The sequence below is a fragment of the Woronichinia naegeliana WA131 genome, assembly GCA_025370055.1.
GTDB lineage: Bacteria > Cyanobacteriota > Cyanobacteriia > Cyanobacteriales > Microcystaceae > Woronichinia > Woronichinia naegeliana.
The window spans coordinates 1,715,861-1,741,856 of record CP073041.1 but is presented as its reverse complement, the minus strand read 5'-3'; the positions used below and the strand labels follow the sequence as shown (position 1 = coordinate 1,741,856).

General features: G+C 41.8%; 22 protein-coding genes and 5 pseudogenes. 17 read left to right on the top strand and 10 right to left on the bottom strand.

Annotation, left to right across the window (positions count from 1 at the left end):
• The first annotated feature begins 2 nt into the window (after positions 1 to 2).
• The 3 genes from menD to obgE all read left to right on the top strand — a co-directional run bounded on the left by menD (position 3) and on the right by obgE (position 3,372).
• On the top strand, positions 3 to 1,775 hold the full coding sequence (gene menD, locus KA717_08995; protein UXE62821.1) for a 2-succinyl-5-enolpyruvyl-6-hydroxy-3-cyclohexene-1-carboxylic-acid synthase: 1,773 nt from the start codon (positions 3 to 5) through the stop codon (positions 1,773 to 1,775).
• A gap of 61 nt (positions 1,776 to 1,836) precedes the next feature.
• Positions 1,837 to 2,193, top strand: coding sequence for a hypothetical protein (locus KA717_08990; GenBank protein ID UXE62820.1), 357 nt, complete (start codon positions 1,837 to 1,839; stop codon positions 2,191 to 2,193).
• A 153-nt stretch (positions 2,194 to 2,346) separates the two neighbouring features.
• Positions 2,347 to 3,372, top strand: coding sequence for a GTPase ObgE (obgE, locus tag KA717_08985; protein ID UXE62819.1), 1,026 nt, complete (start codon positions 2,347 to 2,349; stop codon positions 3,370 to 3,372).
• Here the strand turns inward: obgE and KA717_08980 are convergent.
• The 9 genes and pseudogenes from KA717_08980 to alaS all read right to left on the bottom strand — a co-directional run bounded on the left by KA717_08980 (position 3,369) and on the right by alaS (position 14,025).
• Entirely contained in the window at positions 3,369 to 3,848 is a 480-nt protein-coding gene (locus KA717_08980; protein UXE62818.1) for an SRPBCC family protein, read from the bottom strand. The two genes, obgE and KA717_08980, sit on opposite strands and share 4 nt — an antisense overlap.
• Before the next feature lie 19 nt (positions 3,849 to 3,867).
• Entirely contained in the window at positions 3,868 to 4,536 is a 669-nt protein-coding gene (locus KA717_08975; protein UXE62817.1) for a nitrogenase, read from the bottom strand.
• Positions 4,537 to 4,760: 224 nt separating this feature from the next.
• Entirely contained in the window at positions 4,761 to 5,570 is an 810-nt protein-coding gene (locus KA717_08970; protein UXE62816.1) for a L,D-transpeptidase family protein, read from the bottom strand.
• A 111-nt stretch (positions 5,571 to 5,681) separates the two neighbouring features.
• Positions 5,682 to 6,737, bottom strand: a complete 1,056-nt coding sequence (locus tag KA717_08965) for an RRXRR domain-containing protein (protein UXE62815.1) — start codon at positions 6,735 to 6,737, stop codon at positions 5,682 to 5,684.
• Between the two features lie 373 nt (positions 6,738 to 7,110).
• Positions 7,111 to 7,770, bottom strand: a complete 660-nt coding sequence (locus KA717_08960) for a ComF family protein (protein UXE62814.1) — start codon at positions 7,768 to 7,770, stop codon at positions 7,111 to 7,113.
• Positions 7,771 to 7,827: 57 nt separating this feature from the next.
• Positions 7,828 to 8,085, bottom strand: a complete 258-nt coding sequence (locus KA717_08955; protein ID UXE62813.1) for a DUF1816 domain-containing protein — start codon at positions 8,083 to 8,085, stop codon at positions 7,828 to 7,830.
• Positions 8,086 to 8,255: 170 nt separating this feature from the next.
• On the bottom strand, positions 8,256 to 9,656 hold the full coding sequence (locus KA717_08950) for a TldD/PmbA family protein (protein UXE62812.1): 1,401 nt from the start codon (positions 9,654 to 9,656) through the stop codon (positions 8,256 to 8,258).
• 270 nt (positions 9,657 to 9,926) lie between these two features.
• A pseudogene (locus KA717_08945) lies at positions 9,927 to 11,252 on the bottom strand (IS4 family transposase).
• A gap of 139 nt (positions 11,253 to 11,391) precedes the next feature.
• Positions 11,392 to 14,025 (bottom strand): alanine--tRNA ligase, encoded by a 2,634-nt coding sequence (alaS, locus tag KA717_08940; GenBank protein ID UXE62811.1) that lies wholly within the window; start codon positions 14,023 to 14,025, stop codon positions 11,392 to 11,394.
• A 592-nt stretch (positions 14,026 to 14,617) separates the two neighbouring features.
• Here alaS and KA717_08935 point away from each other — a divergent pair.
• The 3 genes from KA717_08935 to KA717_08925 all read left to right on the top strand — a co-directional run bounded on the left by KA717_08935 (position 14,618) and on the right by KA717_08925 (position 16,358).
• Positions 14,618 to 14,773: a hypothetical protein gene (locus tag KA717_08935; protein ID UXE62810.1), complete on the top strand. Its 156-nt coding sequence runs from the start codon at positions 14,618 to 14,620 to the stop codon at positions 14,771 to 14,773.
• Between the two features lie 69 nt (positions 14,774 to 14,842).
• The gene (locus KA717_08930; protein ID UXE62809.1) at positions 14,843 to 15,127 is read left to right on the top strand and encodes a hypothetical protein; all 285 of its coding nucleotides are present in this window, start codon (positions 14,843 to 14,845) and stop codon (positions 15,125 to 15,127) included.
• A 940-nt stretch (positions 15,128 to 16,067) separates the two neighbouring features.
• Entirely contained in the window at positions 16,068 to 16,358 is a 291-nt protein-coding gene (locus KA717_08925; protein UXE62808.1) for a hypothetical protein, read from the top strand.
• 4 nt (positions 16,359 to 16,362) lie between these two features.
• Here the strand turns inward: KA717_08925 and KA717_08920 are convergent, their stop codons facing one another.
• Positions 16,363 to 16,998, bottom strand: a complete 636-nt coding sequence (locus tag KA717_08920) for an LON peptidase substrate-binding domain-containing protein (GenBank protein UXE62807.1) — start codon at positions 16,996 to 16,998, stop codon at positions 16,363 to 16,365.
• Between the two features lie 300 nt (positions 16,999 to 17,298).
• Here KA717_08920 and KA717_08915 point away from each other — a divergent pair, with 300 nt between their 5' ends.
• The 11 genes and pseudogenes from KA717_08915 to KA717_08865 all read left to right on the top strand — a co-directional run bounded on the left by KA717_08915 (position 17,299) and on the right by KA717_08865 (position 25,900).
• The gene (locus tag KA717_08915; protein ID UXE62806.1) at positions 17,299 to 17,727 is read left to right on the top strand and encodes a hypothetical protein; all 429 of its coding nucleotides are present in this window, start codon (positions 17,299 to 17,301) and stop codon (positions 17,725 to 17,727) included.
• Entirely contained in the window at positions 17,693 to 18,565 is an 873-nt protein-coding gene (locus KA717_08910) for a hypothetical protein (GenBank protein UXE62805.1), read from the top strand. The genes KA717_08915 and KA717_08910 overlap by 35 nt, the downstream gene beginning before the upstream one ends.
• A gap of 220 nt (positions 18,566 to 18,785) precedes the next feature.
• A pseudogene (locus KA717_08905) lies at positions 18,786 to 19,837 on the top strand (ISKra4 family transposase).
• A 197-nt stretch (positions 19,838 to 20,034) separates the two neighbouring features.
• A pseudogene (locus KA717_08900) lies at positions 20,035 to 21,093 on the top strand (ISKra4 family transposase).
• A gap of 179 nt (positions 21,094 to 21,272) precedes the next feature.
• A pseudogene (locus tag KA717_08895) lies at positions 21,273 to 21,599 on the top strand (ISNCY family transposase).
• A gap of 170 nt (positions 21,600 to 21,769) precedes the next feature.
• Positions 21,770 to 22,039, top strand: coding sequence for a hypothetical protein (locus tag KA717_08890; GenBank protein ID UXE62804.1), 270 nt, complete (start codon positions 21,770 to 21,772; stop codon positions 22,037 to 22,039).
• Between the two features lie 700 nt (positions 22,040 to 22,739).
• Positions 22,740 to 22,895 carry a hypothetical protein gene (locus KA717_08885; protein UXE62803.1) on the top strand — a complete coding sequence of 52 codons (156 nt, stop codon included), beginning with the start codon at positions 22,740 to 22,742 and terminating at the stop codon, positions 22,893 to 22,895.
• 129 nt (positions 22,896 to 23,024) lie between these two features.
• A complete protein-coding gene (locus KA717_08880; protein UXE62802.1) occupies positions 23,025 to 23,444 on the top strand; it encodes a hypothetical protein in 420 nt (139 codons plus the stop codon).
• An 83-nt stretch (positions 23,445 to 23,527) separates the two neighbouring features.
• A complete protein-coding gene (locus tag KA717_08875) occupies positions 23,528 to 24,013 on the top strand; it encodes a hypothetical protein (GenBank protein ID UXE62801.1) in 486 nt (161 codons plus the stop codon).
• 24 nt (positions 24,014 to 24,037) lie between these two features.
• A complete protein-coding gene (locus KA717_08870; GenBank protein UXE62800.1) occupies positions 24,038 to 24,460 on the top strand; it encodes a hypothetical protein in 423 nt (140 codons plus the stop codon).
• A 102-nt stretch (positions 24,461 to 24,562) separates the two neighbouring features.
• Positions 24,563 to 25,900, top strand: a pseudogene (locus KA717_08865) (IS5 family transposase).
• Positions 25,901 to 25,996 lie beyond the last annotated feature (96 nt).

Genomic DNA, 25,996 nt, shown 5'->3' with positions numbered 1-25,996 from the left:
TCATGGATTTTCGGAACGTTAATACTCTTTGGTCATCGGTTTTAGTGGAGACTCTTCATCGGCTGGGATTGAAGTTTGCCATTATTTGCCCTGGTTCTCGTTCTAGTTCCTTGACCCTGGCTTTTGCCCAACATCCTCAGATTGAAACTCTTCCAATTTTAGATGAGCGATCGGCGGCCTTTTTTGCCTTGGGACGGGCCAAGCGATCCAGAAGACCTGTTGTTCTTGTCTGTACATCAGGAACCGCCGGAGCCAATTTTTATCCCGCTATTATTGAAGCCACCGAAAGCCAGATCCCTTTAATCGTATTAACTGCCGATCGCCCACCGGAATTACGTCATTGTCATGCAGGGCAAACCATCGATCAGCTTAAACTCTATGGCTATTACCCTCGATGGCAAAGCGAGTTAACCATTCCTAGTTCAGCCTTAGAATCATTGCAATATCTTCGGCAAACAATAGTTCATGCCTGGGAACGCAGTCTTTACCCTCAAGCCGGTGTGGTTCATCTCAACTGTCCTTTTCAAGAACCTTTAGCCCCCATTCCCGATGCTGCTGTTCTCTCTTTGGCTGATAGTTTTCCCCTAGACTCTTTTTGGGCAATGGTTCGGCCAATCTCCGGCAACTTAAGGATATCAACCCTCGTTAATTCGGACTTAACGCTTCTTCTTCAACATTGTTCAGAGCAAGCTCCCTGGCCCGCCAAAGGCATTATTATCGCCGGATTGTATCAAGGGGATGATCCTCAGTCTTATTGTCAAGCGATCGCCGCTCTATCCCAACATTTAGCCTATCCTGTCTTCGGAGATGCCCTTTCCCCCCTGCGAAATTTTTTTGATGGCAGTTACCCCCTGATTACGACCTACGATTTTGTGTTACGCAATCCCCAAATTGCTCAAACATTAAACCCCGATTGCATCATCCAAATTGGAGAATTACCAACGAGTAAAAACCTGCGAATTTGGTTAAGTCAACTGTCTTGTCCTCGCTATATTGTTGATACCTCTAGAGATAACTTTGACCCGTTACACGCCCAGACCCAGCATCTCAGACTTTCTCTTTTCCAATTTGTGACCATTCTTGCCGAGCAGAAAAAGCCAGCCTCTAGAAAAAAAGAATACCTGCAAGAGTGGCAAGTTTTGGAACAAAAAATCCAGCAACAAATGACAGTAATAATGACAGAGAGAGAGGAGCTATTTGAAGGAAAAATTGCCTGGTTAATTTCTCAATCCTTACCGAGCCAAACCCCAATTTTTATTGCCAACAGTATGCCGATTCGCCATGTAGAATTTTTTTGGCAGCCGAATCAAACCTATAGTCAACCCTATTTTAATCGAGGAGCCAATGGCATTGATGGTACACTTTCCTCCGCCCTGGGAATGGCTCACCAAGAAACGCCCAGTTTACTCTTGACGGGGGATTTGTCATTATTGCATGACACCAATGGCTTTTTAATTCGTCCCTATTTCCGAGGGCATCTAACCATTATCCTGATTAACAACAACGGCGGTGGTATCTTTGAAATGTTGGCGATCGCGTCCAAAGAATCCTATTTTGAAAATTATTTTGCCACACCCCAGTCTATTAACTTTGCCAAACTTTGTGTAAGCTATAATATTGATTATTTTCTCATCAATGACCAACAGACCTTTGTCGAACTAATCAGCAATCTTCCTCAAGAAGGGATCCGTTTATTAGAAATTAAGACGGATCGAAAAGCTGATGCAGCTTGGTTAAAGAAGATTGGTCATCAATTAGCTTTCCTTACTGCATAGAATATTCATTAATTTCTTTTTACCCTAAACGCTTAACTTCAACCCTAAATGCCTAACTGCCATGAAAATAAATCCCCTCATTCTACTCACTGCTATTCTATCAATGGTAGTTATTCCTATCCAAGTTAAAGCGGATTCACCAGCAACCAGTCCTTCGAGCTGTATTCGGGAACCCCAAGACTATATTGGAGCCGTTACCCTTGGTCAAATGGCCTATCAGGGTATGTTTCAGTCCCAGGGAATTCCCAGCGCAGGGGGGTTAATTGAAGCCTATTCTGCCGGTAATGTCACCTCCAAAAGTATTGTGCAAGCCGCTATCAAAAGTTGTATTTTATCCAAAGATTATCAGTTGGATCAAAATCAGGGCTATTTGAATGATCTCGATCAAGAGTTACGAAGTTTATCTCGCAATAATTAGCAATAATTAGTAATAATTAGTAATAATTTAGAGCATTAAACTTAAGTAATTTTCTAGATTAATCATCATCAGGAAAACCGATAAAAAACTGAGGCAAAGTCAAAAAAGCCAAAGATTGATAAGATTGATCTAGAATAATCCAGACTAAATTTTATGCAATTCATTGATCAGGCAGAAATCGAAGTAGAAGGCGGTAAGGGAGGAGATGGTTTAGTCGCCTTTCGTCGGGAAAAATATGTGCCGGCGGGAGGGCCCTCTGGGGGCAATGGCGGTCGAGGTGGTTCTGTGATCCTAGCGGCGGTTAACGATTTGCAAACGCTCTTGGACTTTCGGTATGCTCGTTTATTCAAAGCGGATAATGGTAAACGGGGAGGGCCAAATAATCGCACGGGAGCAGCCGGAAAAGATGTGATTGTTCAAGTTCCCTGCGGTACTATTGTTTATGATGCTGAAACGGGCGAGATTTTAGGGGATTTGGTGGTGGATGGTCAAAGCCTTTGTGTTGCCCAGGGTGGGAAAGGAGGATTGGGGAATGAACATTTTCTCAGTAACCGCAATCGCGCTCCAGAATATGCCTTACCTGGACTAGAAGGGGAAAAGCGGCTGTTACGTTTGGAGTTAAAACTATTGGCAGAAGTAGGGATTATTGGTCTTCCTAATGCCGGAAAATCCACCCTGATTGCTTCTCTATCGGCGGCCCGTCCTAAAATTGCCGATTATCCTTTTACAACTCTTGTTCCTAACCTGGGTGTAGTACGTAAACCGACAGGAGATGGAACTGTATTTGCCGATATTCCTGGTTTAATTGAAGGAGCCCATGCCGGTGTGGGTTTGGGCCATGATTTTTTACGTCATATTGAACGCACTCGGCTGTTATTACACCTAGTTGATATGACCTCAGACGATCCCCTTAAGGATTATCAGGTAATTGAGGAAGAGTTACGGGCCTATGGTCATGGTTTAGGCGATCGCCTACAAATTATTGCCTTAAACAAAGTGGATGCTGTTGATACTGAACAAGTTACTTCCATTCATCAGTCTCTCGCAGAAATAACATCGGCCCCGATCCTAACAATTTCAGCCGTAGCTAGAACCGGTTTAGAGAGCTTAATGCAGGTTATTTGGGATCGATTAGATAAAATGAAAGAGCAAGAGGAAGAAGAACAGCTTAGAATCTAAACTAAACGTTCTGCCGCATTAGATAATTCCATCACCACCCGATCAGAATAGGGTTTAATCAACCACCAAATAAAAGGTGAAAGCCAACCTCGTAGGGTGACGGAATAGGAGATATAAGTGCCGCAGAGAGTCGATTCCATCTGGTAAGTAATCTTCTGTTCCATTCCAGGAAACGTTAACACCCGCAAACTCAGTAATTGTCCTGGGCGTACATTTTCCACAAATAGACGAATGGGAATCGGAGTTAAACGAGTAACGGCTTGATAAATGAGGCCCGGTTTAGCGATTAGTCCTAAAGGAAGATTGGTTTTGGCAAAGAGTGGGTGCCAGGATACGTCCGCCAAATTAACCAGTTTGCACCACAACACATCGGCAGGAGCCTTACTGACAACCCGATAGGTTTTATAAAGAGAAAAAGAGCAGAATAACTTTCCCTTGGCAGCAATTAACTTGAGGTCGAATTGGAGAATGATCATCGCGATCGCTCAGTGTTTTCTAAATATAGGCGGAAATATCCTCCTGACAATCATCAGCCAGATAGGAAAGGGCCCGAAAGCGCAGACCGACTAACTGTTCATAGAGGGGGTTGAGTTTACAAAGGGGAGGGATATGAACCAGCTTATGGCCAAATAGCTTAACATCTCGCTCAAAAGGACATTGGGGTGGAATTAATTTACAAACAAAGCGGGCTAAACGAGGATCATGGATGGCCATCCCATCCAGCCAATCTTTAACGGGGTGTAATAAATCGGGGTGGGGATCGGGATGTGCGCTCTGGCTATAGTCACCATGAGGATCGCAGAGGGTATGTTCTAGGGATTCTAAGGCCTTGATTTTGATCCCTAATGCCTGGCTAAATTGCTGGAGAATTTGGGATTCGGGGGGGGAATAAAGACCATCGGCGATCGCTACCAAAACCGCCGTGCGGAGAAAGTTTTCAGCCGTAATCTTTTCTTTGCCTAAACCCTCCACTAATTCATCCGGTGTAATGGTTTTAAAGAGAACCGTATCCGTATCCTGAAACCCTATTTCCTGAATGAGTTCAGTAATAAAAATTTGTTCTTCTTGCGTAAAGTCACCATCGGCCCAAGCAATGGTTAATAGGCCCCTTAGCCAGGTAGCAATTTGAACATTGGTATAGTGAGAGCGAGTGACGTTAACCATAAAAATTTAAGAGCAATACTTAAAAATAGTTGATCGAAAAGATAGAAGAGATAGTTTATCTGTAGAGTTTTATCGTGACTGAATAATGACTGACTTTGAATGCCTAATAACAAGGGGCTTAGGCCCCCTGCCCATCGGTGTTTTAACGCATCACATCACTTATCTCTAGTCGTAGGCTAGAAGCCTATCTCACAAGAAATGATGACTAATTGCGGTTAGTGATACTATTTATTTTTGACGATGACTGGAGTACCGGGTTCAATCATTTCAAATAAAGCCACCACATCTTTGTTTTTCATTCTGACGCAACCATGAGACACGGCCTGACCTAAGAGATGTTCGCCTGGTGTACCATGAAAACCGATGGTATTTTTTCCATCCGTCCAGAAACCAATCCAACGAATACCAATGGGGCCATTCAAACTGGCAGGAACAATTTTGCCATTCCAGGGATTTTGCCAAATGGGATCTTTCACTTTTTGGATAACTTTAAAATTACCAGTGGGGGTTTCCCAACCTTTTTTGCCAACGGCCACAGGGTAACTGGCTAGGACTTTATCTTCTTGGTAGGCATAAACCCGACGTTCACCCAATACCAATACAAGACGGGTGGCTAATGCTTTTTTATCTGTTGCTGTTGCAGTGGTCTTGGTTGGGGTGGCAGGGGTAGTAGTAGTAGTAGCGGGTTTTGTTGAGGAAGGAACGGTCGTGGTGGGAGTTGTCACCGAAGGCGTAGTAAGGGAAGGCGCAACAGTTTTAGGAATAATCTCTGTTGCGGTCGATGGGTTAGTTGAGGGGGTTGTGGGTAGCGTTGTGGCAGATGGGGTTGTAATAGTCGGAGTTGTTTGAGCCGGTAACGTTGTTGTAGAAGGTGTTGTGACGGCAGGGTTTATAACAGAAGGGGTTGTTGAGGATGGTTTCGTTACGGTAGGCGTAGTTGTTTTTTGGAAAGGACTATTGGGATTAACGCCTGGGGGAGCAGCGATCGCCTGGCTTGCTAGGGTTGCGAAAACCAGAGTTGTACTCCAAGACACCGTAGAAAGCTTTGATACTAGGGATTTCATCATTCTCCTCATCTAAAATTCATCGAAAAATTGGGTAGAAACCCCGTCCTTTAGCGATGGCAGAGGACGGCTTTATATGGGTTAGTAAGAAACAATTAAGCCGTTAGAACGACGAATTAATTGAATCTTGCTGACAGCTATCTGTCCCAATCGTTTCCAATTGGCATCACTAACAGATAACAATTTTTCGGTGTCTCCACTGACATAACCGATTCCCTTGGGAGAAGAAACTAAATCTCCTTTACGGAACCCATGCCTTGTCGTAGAGCCACCATATTTACGTCGCTTACCACCCTGAGAGGGAACCATGAGGTGAAGTTGACGACGACTAATGGGAGGACGTTTGACGATAGCGAAAGGAGCATCTGTTATCTCAACAGAGCCTTTCCATTCGTGTCCATGACCATTAGAACTGTGGAATGGCAGGTAATCTAAAAAACGAAAACAGGCAAGAGTAATCCCATCGTTAGCATGACTTTCTGGAGATTGTTCTGCCTTGTTTTTGGACTTTTCTAATCCCAGATATTTCCTGAGATTGGAGGTTTGCCAACCAAGACGGGTATGGACTGTAGCAATCTTAGAAAGTTGCTCGATAGCCCATTTTTGTCCGACCATAACAGCAGAGAAACCCTTTCCAGACTTGACCCCTTTTCTACCTGAAGTTAGATCAACATCAGCCTTGACGTACTCAAAGTAAATGTCAGAGATTGGATAGATTTTGGTTAATTCAGAAACGACTCTTAGTTCGAGTTGGCGATTAGCTTTTATTGAGGGGGCTAATTTCCCTTGTCTTCTATTGGAGAATCGTTTCTGACGATGCGCCCGTAAATCAAAGGTGAGTTTACGGTTGATTCGTCGTCCTCTTCGTCCCCGTCGCATTAATCGCCGATTGTCCATCCGTTCCCTTACTCGTTTAAAGGGAAGTTCTAAATGAGCTTGGCCGAGAGTGAAAAGAGAAGATTGAACGCCGATGCCAGAAAATAATTTACCCGGATCAATGCCAGTAGCAATCGGCTGGGTTTTGTCGTCGGAAGGTTCGGTGGTTAACTGAATGTAGAAAATATCTAAGTCGTTAAATTTACCGATAGCTTTTCCTTCTTTGAGCCACCGTCTAGCCCGACTAGATTTAGTGGGCATTAACGGCTTTCCGTCTTTTGAGATAACAGGAACTCTTTGCATGGAGATAATCCTTAAGAGTAAAGTTAACGTCCCTTCCCGCAACACAATCAAGATGTCTTGTCTTACAACGCCTTACCAATAAGGCTTAGAGGGAATCCGAACTAGGGAAGTATGCGGAGGTCTGTACCAGATTGTGTCTCGATGCGGTAGTCTCTACTTACGTCGCCTAAATTGGTTTAGGCAAGCCCCGTCCCTTTGAGGGCGAGGTTAGTGACCAATAAAGTTGAGTGCTACTTTTTGAAGGACACAACTATACAACTCTTTATATTAATTTATTGTTCCTGCTATGGGGTGTGATGTGGATCAAGGGTAAGCCATCAGCCAGATTATTTTATGAAAACCGAGGAGAGGCGATCGCCACAATTCCTGCCACGATAAAACCTTGAGCCTGTAGAACTTTCTGAGCTTCTAGGGCGGTGGTTCCGGTGGTGTAGATATCATCTACCAGTAAAATGGGTCGTCTGGCTCGAACTTTTTTAAGAGACTCTCCCATCTGTAGAGCTTGATCCAGGGTGGCTTGACGTTGTTCCGGCTTGAGATTAAAAAGGGGAACGGTATCTTTCACCCGCACCAATCCCTGGGCAAGGAGCGGATAACGGGTGATTTGACTAAAACCCTGGGCCAAAAGTTCAGCTTGATTAAAACCTCTCTCTTTAAGTTTATGGGGATGGAGGGGAATCGGAACCAAGGTCAAAGCCGGTAAGTTTTTTGGCATAGCAGACTTTAACCAACTTTCCCCAAGAGCATAACCCAAAAAATCGCCTAATTCGGGATGGTTATCATACTTAAAAGCAGCGATCGCCTGTTTAAGTTTGCCGTCATATTGTCCCCAAATAAATCGAGGTAAATCTCCCTGCCAACCTTGCCGAGGATTGGGCCATTGACAGGATTCTAATTGCCCTTGACAATAACGACAAAGCTCAGTTTCACAGGCCCTTTGACAGAGAGGACAAGCAGATTTTAGGAATAAGGAAAGTAGGGATTTAAACACGCTGATTATCCTTGCCATGAAGGGTGATCAATTCGCAATCAATTTCCGCTCAGTTTGCTATTCTTCTGCCCCAATCGTTAACTGTTGAGGACGGGATTGTTCAATGGAATAGGTAATACCTTCTGCTCCTTCCATTTGTAGATCCAGTAAATAATCTTGATGATGCGATCGCGCCTCTTCTGGGGAGTCAAAGGGGCCAAAATAATAAGTACAGGACGGAGATTGGGTATCAATTTTAATCCACCATTTTTGCTGCTGGAAGAAAATCAGGCTAATGAAAACGAGATACACCAAAAATAAGACAACACTGAACATACCGCTTAAGCGTTACTCCCTGAATTGAGGAAAATGACTAATCAACGTATTAAATTGCCTTAACCTTAACTGATCTTTGCTTTCTAGGGGTTGTCTCATGGTGAATTCATGATGCGATCACTGAATTAATAAAGATGTAGAATTCGCATAATCCCAGAAGTTTTGTTCCCTTAATCTGCTTCCCCTCCCACCACCACGTCTCGAATGCGGAGGCTAGGGCCGCCACAACCCACCGCCAAACCACTTTGACCGCCTTTGCCACAACCGCCGGACTCATCCCAGTAAAAGTCATCGGCGATCGCCTCAATATTAGCCAGGGTTTTAAAAACATTGCCCGATAGGGTTACATCTCGAACCGGTTCCGCCAATTGGCCTTGGCGAATCATCCAAGCTTCCCCCGCCGTAAAGGTAAACATTTCGCCATTAGTCATACCGCCTAACCAATTGCTAGCATAAACGCCTTCTTCAATATCATCTAAGAGGGTAGCGACAGGAGTTTGACCCCGCTCAATCCAGGTATTGGTCATGCGGACAATGGGAGGATAGTGATAATTGAGGCAGCGAGCATTCCCCGTCGGCATTTCGCCCAATTTGCCTGCGGTTTCCCGTGAATGGAGACGACCCACTAACACACCGTCTTTAATTAATTGGGTACTGGTAGCCGGAACCCCCTCATCATCATAGAAGTAACTACCTCGATGACCTGAAGGAGCCGCTCCATCAAAAATTTGTAAGTCAGAGGGGCCAAAGCGTTTCCCTAAACTCATTACTTCCAAAAAGTCTGGATTTTCGTAGAGCATATCGGCTTCAGAAAGATGGCCAAAGGCTTCATGCACAAATAAACCTGTTAGAATCGGATCAATGACCACTGTATAAGTATTGCCTTTTACCGTCGGTAGGCTCAAAGCATTCACGGCCCGTTGGGCAGCAGCCTGAACAACTGGATCTAAATCAGCTAAATCTTCGTAGCCGCGACGGGAACCCGTTGTTTCTCGTCCTGTTTGTACCATTTCTCCATTGCGAGCCGTGGCGGAAAAACGCATTTCAAGATCACACCAGCTTTGTTCAATTAAAGTGCCTTCTGAAGTGGCTAGGAGAATTTTTTGCGTCGTATCGCCGTAGCGCACACTGGTGGTGGTAATCTGGGAACTGACACTTCTTAAAATTTGGTTATAGTGATCGCAGAGTGCCTTTTTCGTCGCGAGGGGAATATGGCGAGGATCGCTTCCCGTTAGGGGTAATTGACAGATGGCTTGGATCGGATCAACAGGGGCCAGTAGGGTTTCTTCTTCGCCTACCAATTTGGCCGCCGCGATCGCCTCTTCAATGCGTTCTGAAAGGGTAGAAAGGCGATTAAAACTGGCAAAGCCCCACCCCCCCCGATGACAAGCCCGCACCTGACCGCCAATGGCAATGCCTTCACTGAGGGTTTCAATTTGATCACCCCGTAAAACAATGTTGGTTCCTTCTGCCTGTTCTACCCGAATGGCCAAAAAATCAACGCGATCGCGGTATTGGCGAGTTAATTCACTCAATTGGTTCTTGAGTTGGTCAAATAAAATTGCAGTCATAGGTTTTTTTGTTTACGGGGGGGTAGTGACAGGAACAACTAAGCTTATTCTATGATAGGCGATCCACTCTTCTTAAAAAGACAACCGCGATCGCCCCTTAATCGTTCCTCATTATTCCCATCAATAATCACTCTCTTTTGTTAGTTTAAGCAGAGGAGTAGCAAAAGTCATCCCACAAATAGACCAGAAAACGAAGACAATCAAAACCATTCATTAGACCAGTTAGTTTGGAGATGTCTATTTGTAGAGGCGCAAGGCTTGCCATCCGTGTCAACTTAAAGGAATGGGTTCCCAAATTTGTTGATTGAGAGCGGCCTTTTCTCGATGTCGCTTTCTCTCAGCTTTGACCAAACCAAATAACTTAGCACGTTCAGCCAGATAGGTTACTGTATCAGGCTTTTCTCCTCTAGCAATAGCCTTCGCTACATAGTATAGACTCCGAAACACCATCTCTACTGAGATTTTTTCTTTCGGTTGATTTAGAGCAATCGCCACTTCCCCTACCAATTGATTTAAGACCGTATAGAAAATCAAAGTGCAAATAATCTGGATTTGGACACCATTCTTATTCCCTACCCATAAATAGGCTAGTCCTAAAAGTCTTTTCGTTAATAAAAAGGCTTCTTCGATTGTCCATCGTCTTCGATATAAATCACAGACCTCTTCGGCGGACAGTTGTTCGGGAGACAACACATTTGTTAAATACTGATACCAGATTGTTCCCCATAATACTGAGACTAATCTCACCGGATGCTTGCAAGGATTAGAACGGTAATTTCCCATAATGATAATCTCATCTCTGTAATGACTACCTTGAGACAATACTTGTTTGGTTTTGTAAGATGTACCCGCTCTAAATCTGGTTAGAAAAAACTTTTTAGCTTCTGTTAACAAATCAAACCACACAAAGCTAAAAAATCCCATATCTACGAGAATTAAACCATTTTCTGGTAATTTAGCTGCCAATTCTTCACACCATATTTTATCATTTGATTTATCATTTTCTGTGTACCATAAAGTAACGGGTCTTTGGGTAAAGGCTTCCACTACCATCATTATTTTACCCCCCAATTTACTCTTTTCTTCTTTACTTATTTTCATATTTTTCCTTATCTGCTCTAGCGTTTAGCCATCTGCTATCCACACTGCACTAAACTTTTCTCTTATTTTTTCCCATTTTTCTCCTACTTGGAGCTTCTTCCCTTTTTCGGCTGCTTTTTCTAACACTCCTTTTAGTAATATTGCAAATATTTCGGCTGGCACATTCATCATTCTTTTTGATACTGCCTGTTTGCTTACTTTTAATGATGCTACCCATAGCAATCCCTCTTCCTCTAACAGTCTTACCGCTTCACTTATACCCGCTATTTGACGATACACTATACTTAACACTAATGCCACCATTACTGGTAAATTTAGCACCCTATCTCTCATCATTTTCTCATGAGTTCCCTGTAAATATTTTAATGGTGTAAACATTGTGGGTTCTAGTAATTCAAACAACTCTTTTGTTATTTCAGGGATTTCTACCCCTGGCTGATTTGTCTTACGACGTAAGTCTGGGTTTCCTTTTCTCCGAGGATGTTGTCTTGCCATTTGTTTTTTGCTCACTTTTTTATATACTAACCTTTTTTTCAGCCTACTCTTACTTCCGCCTGCTTTTAGGCTAATCTTTTGTGAGTAGGCATTTTGGCTTAAGTTGACACCAATGAAGGCTTGCGCCCAAAAAGGAACCCTAACCTAACAGTGATCGCAGTTGAGTGGTTGCCGCTTCTAAAGCCGCTTTTAATTGACTGGGATCACGACCTCCCGCCTGAGCTAGATTGGGACGACCACCGCCACCACCACCGCAATGTTTAGCGATCGCACCGATAAATTTACCCGCTTGTAATTGCTTTTCTTTGATCACTTTCGGGCTAAAAGCTGCCACTAAACTGACCTTATCGGGTTCGGGTACAGAGGCTAAAATGACGGCACTTTCTCCTAACTTTTGCTGTAATCGTTCGGCGGCAGTTTTTAAAGATTCAGGATCAACTTCTCCTAAATTTGCTACCAGAATTTTGAAGTTACCGATGGTTTCAGCTTGATCTAATAACTGCTCAGATTTTAACAAAGCTAATTCCTGTTTAGCGGCCTCTAAATCCTTTTGCGTAGCCTTTAATTCCTGCTGTAAACTGGTAATTCGTTCTGGAATTTCTTCAGGCTTAACTTTAAAGCGATCGCTGAGGTCTTTAACTACTTTTTCCCGTAGATTAAGATATTCTAAAACTGAGGGGCCAGACACCGCTTCAATGCGCCGCACTCCCGCAGAAATCCCCGTTTCCGAAATGATTTTGAATAGCCCAATTTCAGCCGTATTTCGCACATGGGTTCCGCCACATAATTCCATTGAAACCCCAGAAATATCAATCACTCGAACTTCGGCTCCATACTTCTCCCCAAACATGGCGATCGCCCCTTTCGCTTTAACTTCGGCGATGGGTAAAACAGCAATTTCTGTATCGTGAGCTTCGGCGATCCAGGTGTTAATTTGATCCTCAATTGTTTGTAATTCTTGAGAAGTAATAGAACGCGGACAATTGAAGTCAAAACGCAAACGATTAAAATCTACCAAAGAACCGGCTTGGGAGATGGAATCATCTACTAAATTCTTTAACGCTGCTTGCAATAAATGGGTAGCGGTATGATTCGCTTGAACTCGACGACGACAGGCCCGATCAATCATGGCTGTCACCGTTTTCCCGACCGTCACAATGCCTCGTTCAACCTGACCAAAATGAATAAAAATGCCTGATTCTTTCTTGACATCTTCAATGCGAATGACTAAATTATCGCCTGTTAAATAACCGCGATCGCCGATTTGTCCCCCAGATTCTGCGTAGAAAGGAGTTTGATCTAAGACTAACTGGATGATGTTACCTGCTTCCGCTTGTTCCGTAGATTTCCCCTCAATTAAAACGGCTTTAATAATTGCGAGAGTTTGGAATTGTTGATAACCTAAAAATTCAGTGGGATGAATATGCTCTGCCAATTTATCCAAACTTTCTTGAACCGTTAAATCAATGGTTTCATGGGCCGCTTTAGAACGTTCCTGTTGCTTTTTCATCTCCGCTTGGAAGCCAATTTCATCAACCGTTAATCCTTGCTCTTTCGCAATTTCCTGGGTTAATTCAAAGGGGAAACCAAAGGTATCATAAAGGGTAAAAGCATCTACTCCTGAAATTTGTTTTTGCTCTTTTTCAATGATTTCAGCTAATAACTTTTCGCCCCGCTCTAGGGTTTTCAAAAATGCCGATTCTTCCCGTTGTAATTCCTGTTTAATAAAATCAGCCCGTTCCCGAACAGTGGGGTAAATAGATTCAGATAATTGAATCGCGGTTTCTGCGACTTGGGAGGTAAATTCTCCTTCAATGCCTAATAAACGACCATGACGTACCACGCGACGAATTAACCGCCGTAAAATGTAACCGCGACCAATATTAGAAGCACTAATGCCATCCGCAATCATGTGAACAACAGAACGAACGTGATCGCCAATTACTTTGAGAGAAATCTTGGTTTTCTCATCGGCTTTTTGATAGTTAATCTTCGCAATGTTGGCGGCGGTTTCAATAATGGGAAAAATTAAATCGGTTTCGTAATTATTGGGAACTTTTTGGAGAATTTGAGCCATTCTTTCCAAGCCCATTCCCGTATCAATATTTTTATTTTGTAACGGTGTTAAATTCCCTTCTATATCTCGATTGTATTGCATGAAAACCAAATTATAAAACTCAATAAAACGGCTATCATCTTCGAGATCAATGGTTTTATCACCTAATTCAGGATGAAAATCATAATAAATTTCTGAGCAAGGCCCGCAGGGCCCCGTTGGCCCTGATACCCAAAAATTATCATCGGCTCCCATGCGTTGAATGCGATGCTCAGGAATACCGATTTGATCGTGCCAAATGGCAAAAGCTTCGTCATCTTCTTCAAAAACACTGACCACTAAATTGTTAGGAGAGAGGTTAAAAACCTGGGTGGAAAGTTCCCAGGCCCAGGCGATCACCTGCTCCTTAAAATAATCGCCAAAACTAAAATTACCCAACATTTCAAAGAAAGTATGATGTCTCGCTGTCCGTCCCACATTTTCGATGTCATTAGTACGAATACATTTTTGGGAAGTGGTCGCACGGGGAAAATCAGAGGCTTTTTGCCCCAAAAAAATTGGCTTAAAGGGTAACATTCCCGCGATCGTCAAAAGAACGGTCGGATCTTCAGGAATCAAAGATGCACTGGGCAGGATTTGGTGTTGACGTTGAGCAAAGAAGTTCAGGAATGAGGCGCGAATTTCGTTACCGCTCAGGGCTTTGGGGGTAGAAGTCATGGTAAATGCAGGGTTATTTATACATGATCTATTGTGACATTTGCGGTGTGAGAATGGCTGAAGATTAAAAAGAATTCGCCGTAATTAGAAATTTCGGCGTTGCTTAATCAGGGTATGAAATAGAATTTTGCATACATCTAGAAACCAGTGTGAGTCAATGTTTTAAAAATTGCATCTTTAGAGATTCATACCTCAAGTCAGCAACGCCGAAATTTCTTCCTATTAAAAACCAATAAAATAAGCAGAAGCATTTTGGTGATGTTCTAAATCTGTGGAATGAGTAATAATAGATAAATGTAACGCTCAAAATTCATTGTGCCATGCTATTCAGCGTGATTGTTTGTCCAAGCTGTTAAAGCACAAATATTAGGGGACATGGATTTTCAGCCGAAGAAAAGACCCGTTATCAGTGTTGTAATACATAATGTAAGCGTTGCACATTTATCTTAAACTATTATCATAACTGGACAGTGGGAAGTTCTCGATGCGGGTAAGTGGAGAAAAGAAAATCGGACATCCGATACAAAAGAGTGCCGTTATGTCCGAAACTGGCTGATATAAGAAAATCGATAGCCAGTGCTATCTATCAATTATGCAACTATGTCAGCGACTAGAGCAAATCCTCGATAATCTCCGTCCAGCCTTTAGCCGAGAAGCAACGTTCCAATGGTTTATTCTGTTGGTCTGGGGAGTAGTGCTCAACAGCCAACCCAGCGCAATCACCAGCTATGTCAATGCCATTGGCTGAACAGAGAGCTACTACAATCAGGCTCTACATTGGTTTGATTCCAAGGCGTTTAGGGTCGAAGGACTAACTTTGCAATGGTCAAAGTGGCTAAGTCAGCATGAAAGTCTATACAGAATTAAGGGGAAACGGGTGTATGTGGGCGATGGCATCAAAGTGGGGAAAGAAGGACGTAAGATGCCAGGTGTAAAACGACTACACCAAGAATCGGAAGATGTGTCCAAGCCAGAATGGATAAGGGGTCATTACTTCAATGCCTTGAGTATTTTAGTGGGAGTAGGGAAAGTCTGCTTTGCATTGCCCTTAGTTTTACGGCTAGACGATGGCATCAAGTCCAAACCAACCCAGAAGGGGTAGGGCTGTTTCATTCTAACAAATCTCAATCAATCAAATCCTTATCTGGCAAGGTTTTAAGGCGATTTCTCAGAATAAATATCTGAAAATTTTTAAAAATACCTTACTTTGCTTACCCCATAAGCGATTGAAGAGAGACAAAAAAGGAATCAAACCAGAGAATGAATCAGCCCTACCCAGAAGGGGGAGGTAAAACCTGTACTCCGTACTAATTAGAGGAAAATAAATAATTTAAAATTTACACGCTATATGCAGGCATCATTAGCCATCATAACACTAGATATAGACGGAGAAGGAAAGACTATAGTAGTGCGTTTATCAGTGCTTTTGTGCTGCATAAAGAGGCGTACTTTTGTTGATCAGCAGATTGTGATTCCTGAAACCTTTGTGGGGAAGCACTTTTGCTAATCTAGACTTGTTCGTATTAATTAAAATTCTTGTTGCCAAGTACGGAATGTGGGGTAAAAGGCAACAAAAAGGTGAAGACGAGCCTGGTCACAAAAATGGCTGACCTTTGCGTTACTTACGCGGAGGCAGGGAGCTATGTAATTTTGGATGCTTATTTTGCTTGCGAACCAGTGCTAAAAGTTTTTCGCCAGAACGCACTTGCATCTAATCACAAGAGTGTGTTGCTCCACAGTCGCCCAGCAATTCTAAATTTGCGCTGTAGCAAGGGTTTCAGCCCATATTCCGTACCAATTAGAAGAAAATAAATAATTTAAAATTTACACGCTATATGCAGGTATCATTAGCCATCACAACACTAGATATAGACGGAGAAGGAAAGACTATAGTAGTGCGTTTATCAGTGTTTTTGTGCTGCATAAAGAGGTGTACTTTTGTTGCTCAGCAGATTGTGATTCCTGAAACCTTTGTGGGGAAGCACTTTTGCTAATCTAGACTTGTTCGTATTAATTAAAATTCTTGTTGCCAAGTACGGAATGTGGGTTATCAGATAAGGAGTCTAGAATTTAGATGCGTTTGCCATGGGGGCCACAGTAAAGAAATTACGGGAATTGCCATTACCCCTGATAATCAGACCGTTGTAACGGCTAGTTGGGATGAAACCGTTCGACGTTGGGATAGAAACACCGGAACCTGTTTCCAAATTCTGCGCGGTCATAGTGGACGTATCTGGTCAATGGCCATGACGACGGACGGTCAAAAAATTGTTACGGGTAGTCAGGACAAACTCATTAAAATTTGGGGAAGCGTTGAGGGTTCAGGGTTTTAAACCGCTATTTAAGAGCATCTTTGAGAGCCGTGCGGGCCGCGAGATGGCTACGGGTGGAAATTAAAATTTCGGCTTCCCGTTGTAGGCGATCGGCAGTATCTTGTAATTCGAGCAGATCCTGTTGCTCACTGGCGACACCATAGAGATTCCCCGCTACCCAGTAGGATAATTCGAGGGGTAAAACAGGAACATCATCCGGTAGTTCCAGCCTCTGATCAGTTAACTTAGCCGAAAGACGAACAACATCATTTAAAAGGCGATCCACTTCTTTGGCCAAGGGGCGCAGATCCTGTTGAGTCGGTTTATCTTCAATCCATTCCACTAGGGCGACTCGATAGGGTTTATCCCGTAGATATTCCAGCACCCTAAAACGTTGTTGACCCACCGTTAATACCTTCAAACGGTCATCGGGTAAACGTTGGTAGCGCAAAACTTCTGCACAACAGCCGACCTTGGCAATTTCCCCATTGGTGGGATCGACCATCAATACTCCAAAACGGCGATCATCCTCTAATATTGTGTTCATCATCATGCGATAACGGAACTCAAAGACGTGCAACGGTAACGGTCTGTTAGGGAAAAGCACTACTTCAGGTAGCGGAAAAAGGGGAAGTTCCCGAATTGCAAGCGATGATATCATGGTTGCCTGAGTCGCAATGTTAAGTTATGTATCTTTAACTATAACTGAGTTCTGATTGCAATAGGAGAGTCAAAAGTGCCTTGATTTTTCCATTTCCCTAGGGCGTGTCATCAATCGTTAGTGTCACGAATCTTTCGCGCTGGGTCAGAGATACAAAATCGAGCCTTACTGTATAAGGGTTTCAGAAAGCCTAAATCTGGAGCGCGAATAAATACTTACATCTTACACCAAAACTCATGTTCTAAGTTGTGACGGGTGTGACCTTTAGTTGATGAAGGAAAAGAAAAGTGTTAACATGGGATGAAAAGTGACAAAGAGGAAACAATGATGACAGCAAAACTAATTAATGTAGAGGGTTCAAAGATAAAAATAGAACTAACATTAGAACTCAGTCGTTCAATGTTGGATACAGAAATAAATATTCAAAAAGGCTTAAACGAAGTAGGTTGCATCGCCAGCAAAGAAGCCTTGAAATATTTAGATACAGATGGTTCACCCTTAAAAATCGGTGAAGAAATCTGGAAGAGTAAGGGAGAGCAACCGAAAGAATATCAAACACCTTATGGTGAGGTTATAGTGAATCGTCATGTATATCAGCGTTCACCTTTGAGGAAAAACGTATTGCCCCTTAGAAAGAGAAGCAAGGATAATCATAACATCAACGCCATTATTGGCAAAACAGGTATCCTCAAAAATGTCAGGGATGGCAGGCAAAGAGGTGAAAAATGATTTATTAGAAAATCATGGTAGAAAAGTAGCGCTATCCTATATCCAAAGATTGAGTGAAGCAGTAGGAAGTGTGGTACAGGCAAAAGAAGAAGCGTGGAGTTATGCCCCGCCCAAGGAGGATAGCCAAATTGCAACAGTGGGAATAGGATTAGATGGAACCTGTATGCTGATGTGTGAGGATGGCTACCGTGAAGCAATGGTGGGAACCGTTTCCCTATACGATAGTGAAGGCGAACGTCAACATACAATCTATCTAGGTGCGGCACCAGAGTATGGAAAAAAGAGTTTTCTAGAAAGATTAGAAAGAGAAATTGAGCGAGCGAAAAACCGTTATCCAGAGGCAACATTGGTCGGGATAGCAGACGGGGCAGAATCAAATTGGAAGTTTTTAGAAAAGCAAACGGAAGAACAGATATTAGATTTCTATCATGCCTCTGGTTACTTAGGTGCCTTGGCAGAAGCGTTGCATCCGAATACCGTGTCAAAACAAAAAGAATGGTTGACTGAAAATTGTCGAGAACTCAAGCATGAAAAAGGAAAAGCAGGAGAACTGCTAAATCTGATGAAAGAAGTCAAAGAAGAAAAAAGTCATTCTAAGAATCTTACCGAGAAACTACAAGCAGCGATTACTTATTACGAGAATCATCAGCATCAAATGGATTATGCTGAATACATAGAGAAAAAGTATCCGATTGGTTCAGGTGTTACGGAAGCAGCTTGTAAGACGTTGGTCAAACAACGATTATGTTGTTCAGGGATGCGATGGAAGGAAAAAGGAGCAGGAATTATTTTGAGCCTACGAGCTTTGGTAAGCTGTCATCAGTTTAACTTGCAATAATACTTGAGCCCTTGTTTTTGATTTTACGTCCCCAACATATTGTCAATCCACCTTCATTAAGAAGTTTATGGATGAGAGATTCTAATTCTTCAATTGATTTGAATAATTTATTTGCAATATATTCTGGGAGCATCCCAAATTTGCAGTAAGTATAAATGCTTAGTTACAAAGAAGGGAAAAGGGGATAATCTAAAAAGTTATAAAAATTGGAGTACAAAAAATGAACGTTGAAGATAAGCAAAAATTAGACGACCATCTCAAAGCTATCGCAGAAATCATGGTCAGAAATACGCAAAAAGAAGACTTGAAAAGCTTTGAAAGTATAGAACTAGCGGTACGAGAGCAAATGTTGACGGTCGTAAGTCCAGCTATTGGCCGTTTTTTTTGTGAAACAGCAACAGGAACAAAAGCAGGAAGAGAAAGAACAGTGGACAGTATTATCGGAAAAGTAAAAATTACAGAAAAACAGGCGAAAAAGCTAGGGTTAGAAAAAAATAAACAAGTGAGTCCTTATTTAGAAAAATGCTGCTTAAATATTGTAGCCTGTGAGTCATTTGAGAGAGGAGAAAAAACAATCAAGATGACGACGGGAATGTCCATCTCAAAAAGCAGTCAACACCGATTAGCATTAGGGTATGAATTTCAAGAAGCTCAAGGAAAATAGAAAGTCTAAGCATAGATGGCGGAACAGTAAGAATACGAACGAGCGTAGGCGAAGAAAGTATCTGGAAAAATTATAAAGCAGTAAGCTTACATGGTCAGGTATGTGCGGCATTTTTTCAAGCGCAGGAAGAATTAATCGCTTGGACAAATAATCAACCATTAGCGAGAGTAGTAACTTGCTTAGGAGATGGACATGATGGGATTTGGAATCTGATAGAAAAGATAAGGGATAAAGACGAAAGAAGGGAAGTATTGGATTGGTATCACTTGGTGGAAAATATCCATAAAGTGAAAGTTTCAAAAAAGGTAAAGAGGCAAATAGAGACGTACTTATGGCAAGGGGAGCAAGATTCAGCAATTAAAGAATTGAACGGTTCAAAACAAAAGGAAGCAATTAACTTCATCAATTATATGAAGAAACATGAAAGCAGAATGCCAGATTATGGACTCTATCAAGACTTAGGTATCTGCATTGGCTCAGGAAGTGTAGAGTCAAAAATCAAACAAATTGGCAAGAGAATACAAATAGCAGGGGCTTGTTGGAAGTCAGAAAACGTTCCTCAAATATTGAGATTACGCTGTGCTTATCTCAATGAAGCTATTGCCTGAGTACTTTTACTCATTGCAAATCTGGGATGCTCCCGAGATTGGGAGCATCTCACTTATGCAATAAATATTAATACTTATGGGCAGAAAAATAAGACTTTGAACTTTATCGAACTTTATCAAAAAAAGAAATGAGAGTATAATAGTCGAGACCCACTTTCCAAAATCTATCCCAATTGAGGAACAATCTCATGTTATCAGTGTTATCAGAAAATGAAAAAAGGATTCAAGAGTTATGTCAAGAGTTGGGAGAATGTCTCTATCAACAATCTCAAGTTAAAACATTTAATAATTTGGGCGAAATAGAGGAGACTGTCAGAGACTTAATGATTCAGTATGTCAACCCAGAAATAGGTATTTTTTTGTCAAAACAAGTACCGAGGAAACCACAGGTCGGATACGAACAGTAAAAAGTATTTTGGGGGAATTGCCCATTACAGAAAAACAAGCGAAGAAATTAGAACTAAAGCCTCGAACTCAGATGAGTCCAATGTTAGAGAAGAACTGTTTGCTACTGAGTGGCGATGAGTCTTATGAAAAAGCAGCTAAGAAAATCCAATCATTGACGGGAATTGCTGTTTCTCACAGTACGCAACAACGCCTTGTACATCGCTATCATTTTGAAGAATTACCCTCTAACACAGAAGTCGAAGAAATTAGCATAGATGGTGGGAAGGTACGACTCAGAACTCCCAAGGGAGAACCCTTAATTTGGCGTGATTATAAAGGAGTCAGTTTTCATCAATTGGGGGTAGCTGCCTTTTTTCAAGATAACTCGGCTTTATTAGATTTGGTTAATTCTCAAATTTTGGCTAAGCCTTTAATTTGTTTGGGAGATGGACATGATGGTATCTGGAACTTATTTCGTGAGATAGGGACAGAAACATGAGCGAATTGAAATTTTGGACTGGTATCACTTAATTGAAAACCTCTATAAAGTTGGGGGGTCATTCCAGCGAATTGAGGAGGTCAAGTCTTTTCTTTGGACGGGTGAAGTGGATGCCGCTATCTCCTGTTTTGAGGGATGGTCAGAGCCTCAAGCTGAGAATTTTATCATTTATTTAAACAAGCATAAACATCGGATTGTCAATTATGGTTATTTGCAGGCAGAGGGCATTTCTATTGGCTCTGGCTCTGTCGAATCTCAAGTTAAACAAATTGGTCATCGTCTTAAAATTACTGGTGCGAGTTGGAATTCTGACAATGTACCACAAGTCCTTCGTCATCGCTGTTCCTATTTAAATGATTACCTTTTTTGACTCTTTCATTTACCTCATTAAGTATTTCTACTTATTGCAAAGGTGAGATGCTCCCCTTAATCATTTCTCAGCCTCTTGACTACTTTTTCTATATTATCTCTTATTTTTAAAATTCGCAACTTGTGACCGTGTTCAGTATACCAACCACGACCTGATTCCTCAACGGGTCATTCTGCTCTGCTGGACGCAGTCGTTGGCGAACCGAAAATGAGAATCACAATGTTCTCAAAACTCGGGGCTATCATTTAGAGCATAATTTTGGACATGGTAAGCAACATTTGTCCTCTTTTCTGCTGACCCTCAACCTTCTGGCTTTCTTATGACCTACTGTTCTCCATCTGGTCGATGAACGCTATCAACAGGCTCGGCTTCAACGAGGGACTCGCCGGGGCTTTTTTCAAGACGTTATTTGTCTGACCAAGTATCTGTTGTTTGAAAGCTGGCATCACCTTTTAGACTTTATGCTTGATGAGACCATCCCTGTTGCTCTCGTTAATTCTTCTTGATGTTGGATTGGGATGTACAGGGCAAAAGTGTTCAATGTTCCGTATCATTTGCTACATTCTGAATTTGGAATTGCTGCTTGACGAGAGGTCGGCACTGGGTAGTTCACGCATTGTGTTATAATCCTGGCCAAGCCATCAAGCCATCAAGGGATTTGAAAAGGAGTAACACCATGAGTCTATCTTCAGAAGCCTATCGCCAAGCCCTCGTGCGGGATGGAGAACGGCGCTATCGTGAATGGCACCAAAATTATCACAACTACTGCCGTCAATCAACGGCTGAATACCAAGCTCGTTCGGCCCAACAACGTCCAACAAAGCCCTGGATTTCTTCGGAAGCCTACCGCCAATTTTTAGTCAAAGATGGGGAGCGGCGTTTTGCGGAATGGCATGGCGAGTTTTTAGACTATCAAAGACAATTTCTGGCCAGCCAATCCACCTAAACGGATGTCAACAAATCCGTATTACAGCAATCTCTGAAAATAGTGGCTAGAGTCCATGAAAAAATAGCTAATACCAATTTTCAATAGTCGTGACTAACATCTGAAAGTGCAATTCCTTTCTCAGAGAGGGATTGCGCTTTGAAATGATCAACTAAGTCTGTCATTATTTTTGAAAAATTATATAACGATGGATAAGTCCAGAATGTAATACTCATCACGATAGAGATGAAAATGCAGCCAAGAATTTAAGAGCAGAAGGAATAAAAATCCTGTCAACAAATGCTGATGGGCAGTCAGGAGTTTAAGCTTGTGGAGAGACTATAAGACTCGTTGGGACTCGTCTCAAAAAGCAGGTTCCTGTGAAGCAATAATCTTCCATCATACATCTTCGCAGTGTGATGACTAGTAGTCCAAGGCGTAAGTTTGGGTGCTATAAAATTTAAGCAGCCAAAACCTTCCCCCGATACGTCCATCGAAAGGGCTTCGCCATAGTGCGGTTAAAATAGTCGATGAATTCAAGAATTTGCGTTCTTAAATCATCTTGACTGAGAAAATTTCCTCGTTTCAGTAACTGGACAGTGGGAAGTTCTCGAGGCGTGTAAGTGGAGAAAAGAAAATCGGACATCCGATACAAAAGAGTGCCGTTATGTCCGAAACTGGCTGATATAAGAAAATCGATAGCCAGTGCTATCTATCAATTATGCAACTATGTCAGCGACTAGAGCAAATCCTCAATAATCTCCGTCCAGCCTTTAGCCGAGAAGCAACGTTCCAATGGTTTATCCTGTTAGTCTGGGGAGTAGTGCTCAACAGCCAACCCAGCGCAATAACTAGCTATGTCAATGCCATTGGCTGAACAGAGAGCTACTACAATCAGGCTCTACATTGGTTTGATTCCAAGGCGTTTAGTGTCGAAGGACTAACTTTACAATGGTCAAAGTGGCTAAGTCAGCATGAAAGTCTATACAGAATTAAAGGGAAACGGGTGTATGTGGGTGATGGCATCAAAGTGGGGAAAGAAGGACGCAAGATGCCAGGTGTAAAACGACTACACCAAGAATCGGAAGATGTGTCCAAGCCAGAGTGGATAAGGGGTCATTACTTCAATGCCTTGAGTATTTTGGTGGGAGTAGGGAAAGCCTGCTTTGCCTTGCCCTTAGTGTTGCGGCTAGACGATGGCATCAAGTCCAAAGCAACCGAGAAGGGGGAGGGAAAAGGCAAAAAAAAGGTGAAGACGAGCCTGGTGACAAAAATGGCTGACCTTTGTGTTACTTACGCAGAGGCAGGGAGTTATGTAATTTTGGATGCTTATTTTGCTTGCGAACCAGTGCTCAAAAGTTTTCGCCAGAACGCCTTGCATCTAATCACAAGAGTGCGTTGCTCCACCGCATTGGTGTCAACTTAAGCCAAAATGCCTACTCACAAAAGATTAGCCTAAAAGCAGGCGGAAGTAAGAGTAGGCTGAAAAAAAGGTTAGTATATAAAAAAGTGAGCAAAAAACAAATGGCAAGACAACATCCTCGGAGAAAAGGAAACCCAGACTTACGTCGTAAGACAAATCAGCCAGGGGTAGAAATCCCTGAAATAACAAAAGAGTTGTTTGAATTACTAGAACCCACAATGTTTACACCATTAAAATATTTACAGGGAACTCATGAGAAAATGATGAGAGATAGGGTATTAAATTTACCAGTAATGGTGGCATTAGTGTTAAGTATAGTGTATCGTCAAATAGCGGGTATAAGTGAAGCGGTAAGACTGTTAGAGGAAGAGGGATTGCTATGGGTAGCATCATTAAAAGTAAGCAAACAGGCAGTATCAAAAAGAATGATGAATGTGCCAGCCGAAATATTTGCAATATTACTAAAAGAAGTGTTAGAAAAAGCAGCCGAAAAAGGGAAGAAGCTCCAAGTAGGAGAAAAATGGGAAAAAATAAGAGAAAAGTTTAGTGCAGTGTGGATAGCAGATGGCTAAACGCTAGAGCAGATAAGGAAAAATATGAAAATAAGTAAAGAAGAAAAGAGTAAATTGGGGGGTAAAATAATGATGGTAGTGGAAGCCTTTACCCAAAGACCCGTTACTTTATGGTACACAGAAAATGATAAATCAAATGATAAAATATGGTGTGAAGAATTGGCAGCTAAATTACCAGAAAATGGTTTAATTCTCGTAGATATGGGATTTTTTAGCTTTGTGTGGTTTGATTTGTTAACAGAAGCTAAAAAGTTTTTTCTAACCAGATTTAGAGCGGGTACATCTTACAAAACCAAACAAGTATTGTCTCAAGGTAGTCATTACAGAGATGAGATTATCATTATGGGAAATTACCGTTCTAATCCTTGCAAGCATCCGGTGAGATTAGTCTCAGTATTATGGGGAACAATCTGGTATCAGTATTTAGGGCTTGCTGAAAAAAGCTGAGACCTTTACGGAGAAAAATAGTAGGCGAATTAAGAACCGCTAGAATGCACGAAAATAGGGTAGAATGCCTCAAAACCATTGCATTAAGAAGAGAGAAAGCAGATGTACCGAAAGCAACAGTACTCAATTGAAACACCAGAAAACTTGAAAAATCTGTTCGGCGGGCAGTTAGACGAAGAAAATCGTTGGATAGAAATGTCAAAAATGATTCCCTGGGAAGAATATGAGGAAGAATATGCAAAAAACTTCACAGAAAAAAAAGGAGCCCCAGCCAAATCATTTAGAATGGCATTAGGAGCATTAATTATCAAAGAAATTTCAGGAAAAAGTGACAGAGAAACAGTAGAACAAATAAAAGAGAACCCTTATTTACAGTACTTTATAGGAATGGAAAGCTATAGTAGCAAAGAAGCATTTAGTGCGTCAATGATGGTTCATTTTCGTAAAAAAATAGGAATGGAATTAATAAATAAAATTAATAAAGAAATAGAAAAAAAAGCGACGGGTGTAGCGTCAGAAAAAAAAGAAAATGAAGGAAAGTTATTGTTAGATGCGACTTGTACACCAGCAGATATAAAATATCCAACGGATATAGGAATATTGAATGATGCCAGAGAAAAAACAGAAAAAATAATAGATAAGCTGTATGAAGAAATAAAAGAGAAAAGGAAAGAAAAGCCGAGGACTTATAGGGAAGTGGCAAGAAAAGAGTACTTAGCCATAGCAAAAAAACGTCGTGTGTCAAAAAAAGAAAGAAGAAAAGGAACAAAAAAACAACTAGGATATATAAAAAGAAACTTGTCTGATATAGAAAAAATGATAGAAGAGGGAGCAAAGTTAGAAAAACTAACGAAAAAAGAGCAAGAAGAGCTTGTAACGATAGGAAAAGTGTATGAGCAACAGTTAGAAATGTATGAAAAAAAGACAAATAAAGTAGAAAACAGAATTGTGAGTGTAAGCCAACCTCACGTGCGTCCAATAGTGCGTGGAAAAGCGGGAAAAGCAGTAGAGTTTGGAGCTAAAATATCGGCAAGTAATGTGAATGGCTTTGTCTTCTTAGACAAATTAAGTTGGGATAATTACAACGAATCGGGAGATTTACAAGCGCGAATAGAAGAATATAAAAGGGAAACAGGATGTTATCCGGAATCGGTTCATGTGGATAAAATCTATCGAACAAAAGCGAATCGAGCTTATTGTAAAGAAAGGGATATAAGAATGAGTGGTCCCCGATTGGGAAGACCGCCGAAAGAGGTGAGCAAAGAAAAAAAGAAAGAGGCACGCTCAGATGAAAGAGTGCGTAATGCCATTGAGGGTAAATTCGGACAGGGAAAGAGGAAATTTAGTCTTGGTCGAGTGATGGCCAAACTACCTGAGACCTCGGAAACGGTAATTGCGATGAACTTTTTGGTAATGAATCTTTCTACTCTACTTCAGAAGACAAAAAGTAAAAAGTTGTAGAGTCGTTTTTCTTGTGAAAAATGGTGTTAATTTTCCTCTCTTTTGTGAGGAGTGATTTGTGTTGACCTTTTTAGA

What these genes read in the sequence shown, in the direction of transcription:
- menD (UXE62821.1), top strand. Translation starts at nt 3, where the DNA reads ATGGATTTTCGGAACGTTAATACTCTTTGGTCATCGGTTTTAGTGGAG.
- KA717_08990 (UXE62820.1), top strand. Translation starts at nt 1,837, where the DNA reads ATGAAAATAAATCCCCTCATTCTACTCACTGCTATTCTATCAATGGTA.
- obgE (UXE62819.1), top strand. Translation starts at nt 2,347, where the DNA reads ATGCAATTCATTGATCAGGCAGAAATCGAAGTAGAAGGCGGTAAGGGA.
- KA717_08980 (UXE62818.1), bottom strand. Translation starts at nt 3,848, where the DNA reads ATGATCATTCTCCAATTCGACCTCAAGTTAATTGCTGCCAAGGGAAAG.
- KA717_08975 (UXE62817.1), bottom strand. Translation starts at nt 4,536, where the DNA reads ATGGTTAACGTCACTCGCTCTCACTATACCAATGTTCAAATTGCTACC.
- KA717_08965 (UXE62815.1), bottom strand. Translation starts at nt 6,737, where the DNA reads ATGCCCACTAAATCTAGTCGGGCTAGACGGTGGCTCAAAGAAGGAAAA.
- KA717_08955 (UXE62813.1), bottom strand. Translation starts at nt 8,085, where the DNA reads ATGTTCAGTGTTGTCTTATTTTTGGTGTATCTCGTTTTCATTAGCCTG.
- KA717_08950 (UXE62812.1), bottom strand. Translation starts at nt 9,656, where the DNA reads ATGACTGCAATTTTATTTGACCAACTCAAGAACCAATTGAGTGAATTA.
- alaS (UXE62811.1), bottom strand. Translation starts at nt 14,025, where the DNA reads ATGACTTCTACCCCCAAAGCCCTGAGCGGTAACGAAATTCGCGCCTCA.
- KA717_08935 (UXE62810.1), top strand. Translation starts at nt 14,618, where the DNA reads ATGCAACTATGTCAGCGACTAGAGCAAATCCTCGATAATCTCCGTCCA.
- KA717_08920 (UXE62807.1), bottom strand. Translation starts at nt 16,998, where the DNA reads ATGATATCATCGCTTGCAATTCGGGAACTTCCCCTTTTTCCGCTACCT.
- KA717_08915 (UXE62806.1), top strand. Translation starts at nt 17,299, where the DNA reads ATGAAAAGTGACAAAGAGGAAACAATGATGACAGCAAAACTAATTAAT.
- KA717_08910 (UXE62805.1), top strand. Translation starts at nt 17,693, where the DNA reads ATGTCAGGGATGGCAGGCAAAGAGGTGAAAAATGATTTATTAGAAAAT.
- KA717_08890 (UXE62804.1), top strand. Translation starts at nt 21,770, where the DNA reads ATGAGTCTATCTTCAGAAGCCTATCGCCAAGCCCTCGTGCGGGATGGA.
- KA717_08885 (UXE62803.1), top strand. Translation starts at nt 22,740, where the DNA reads ATGCAACTATGTCAGCGACTAGAGCAAATCCTCAATAATCTCCGTCCA.
- KA717_08870 (UXE62800.1), top strand. Translation starts at nt 24,038, where the DNA reads ATGAAAATAAGTAAAGAAGAAAAGAGTAAATTGGGGGGTAAAATAATG.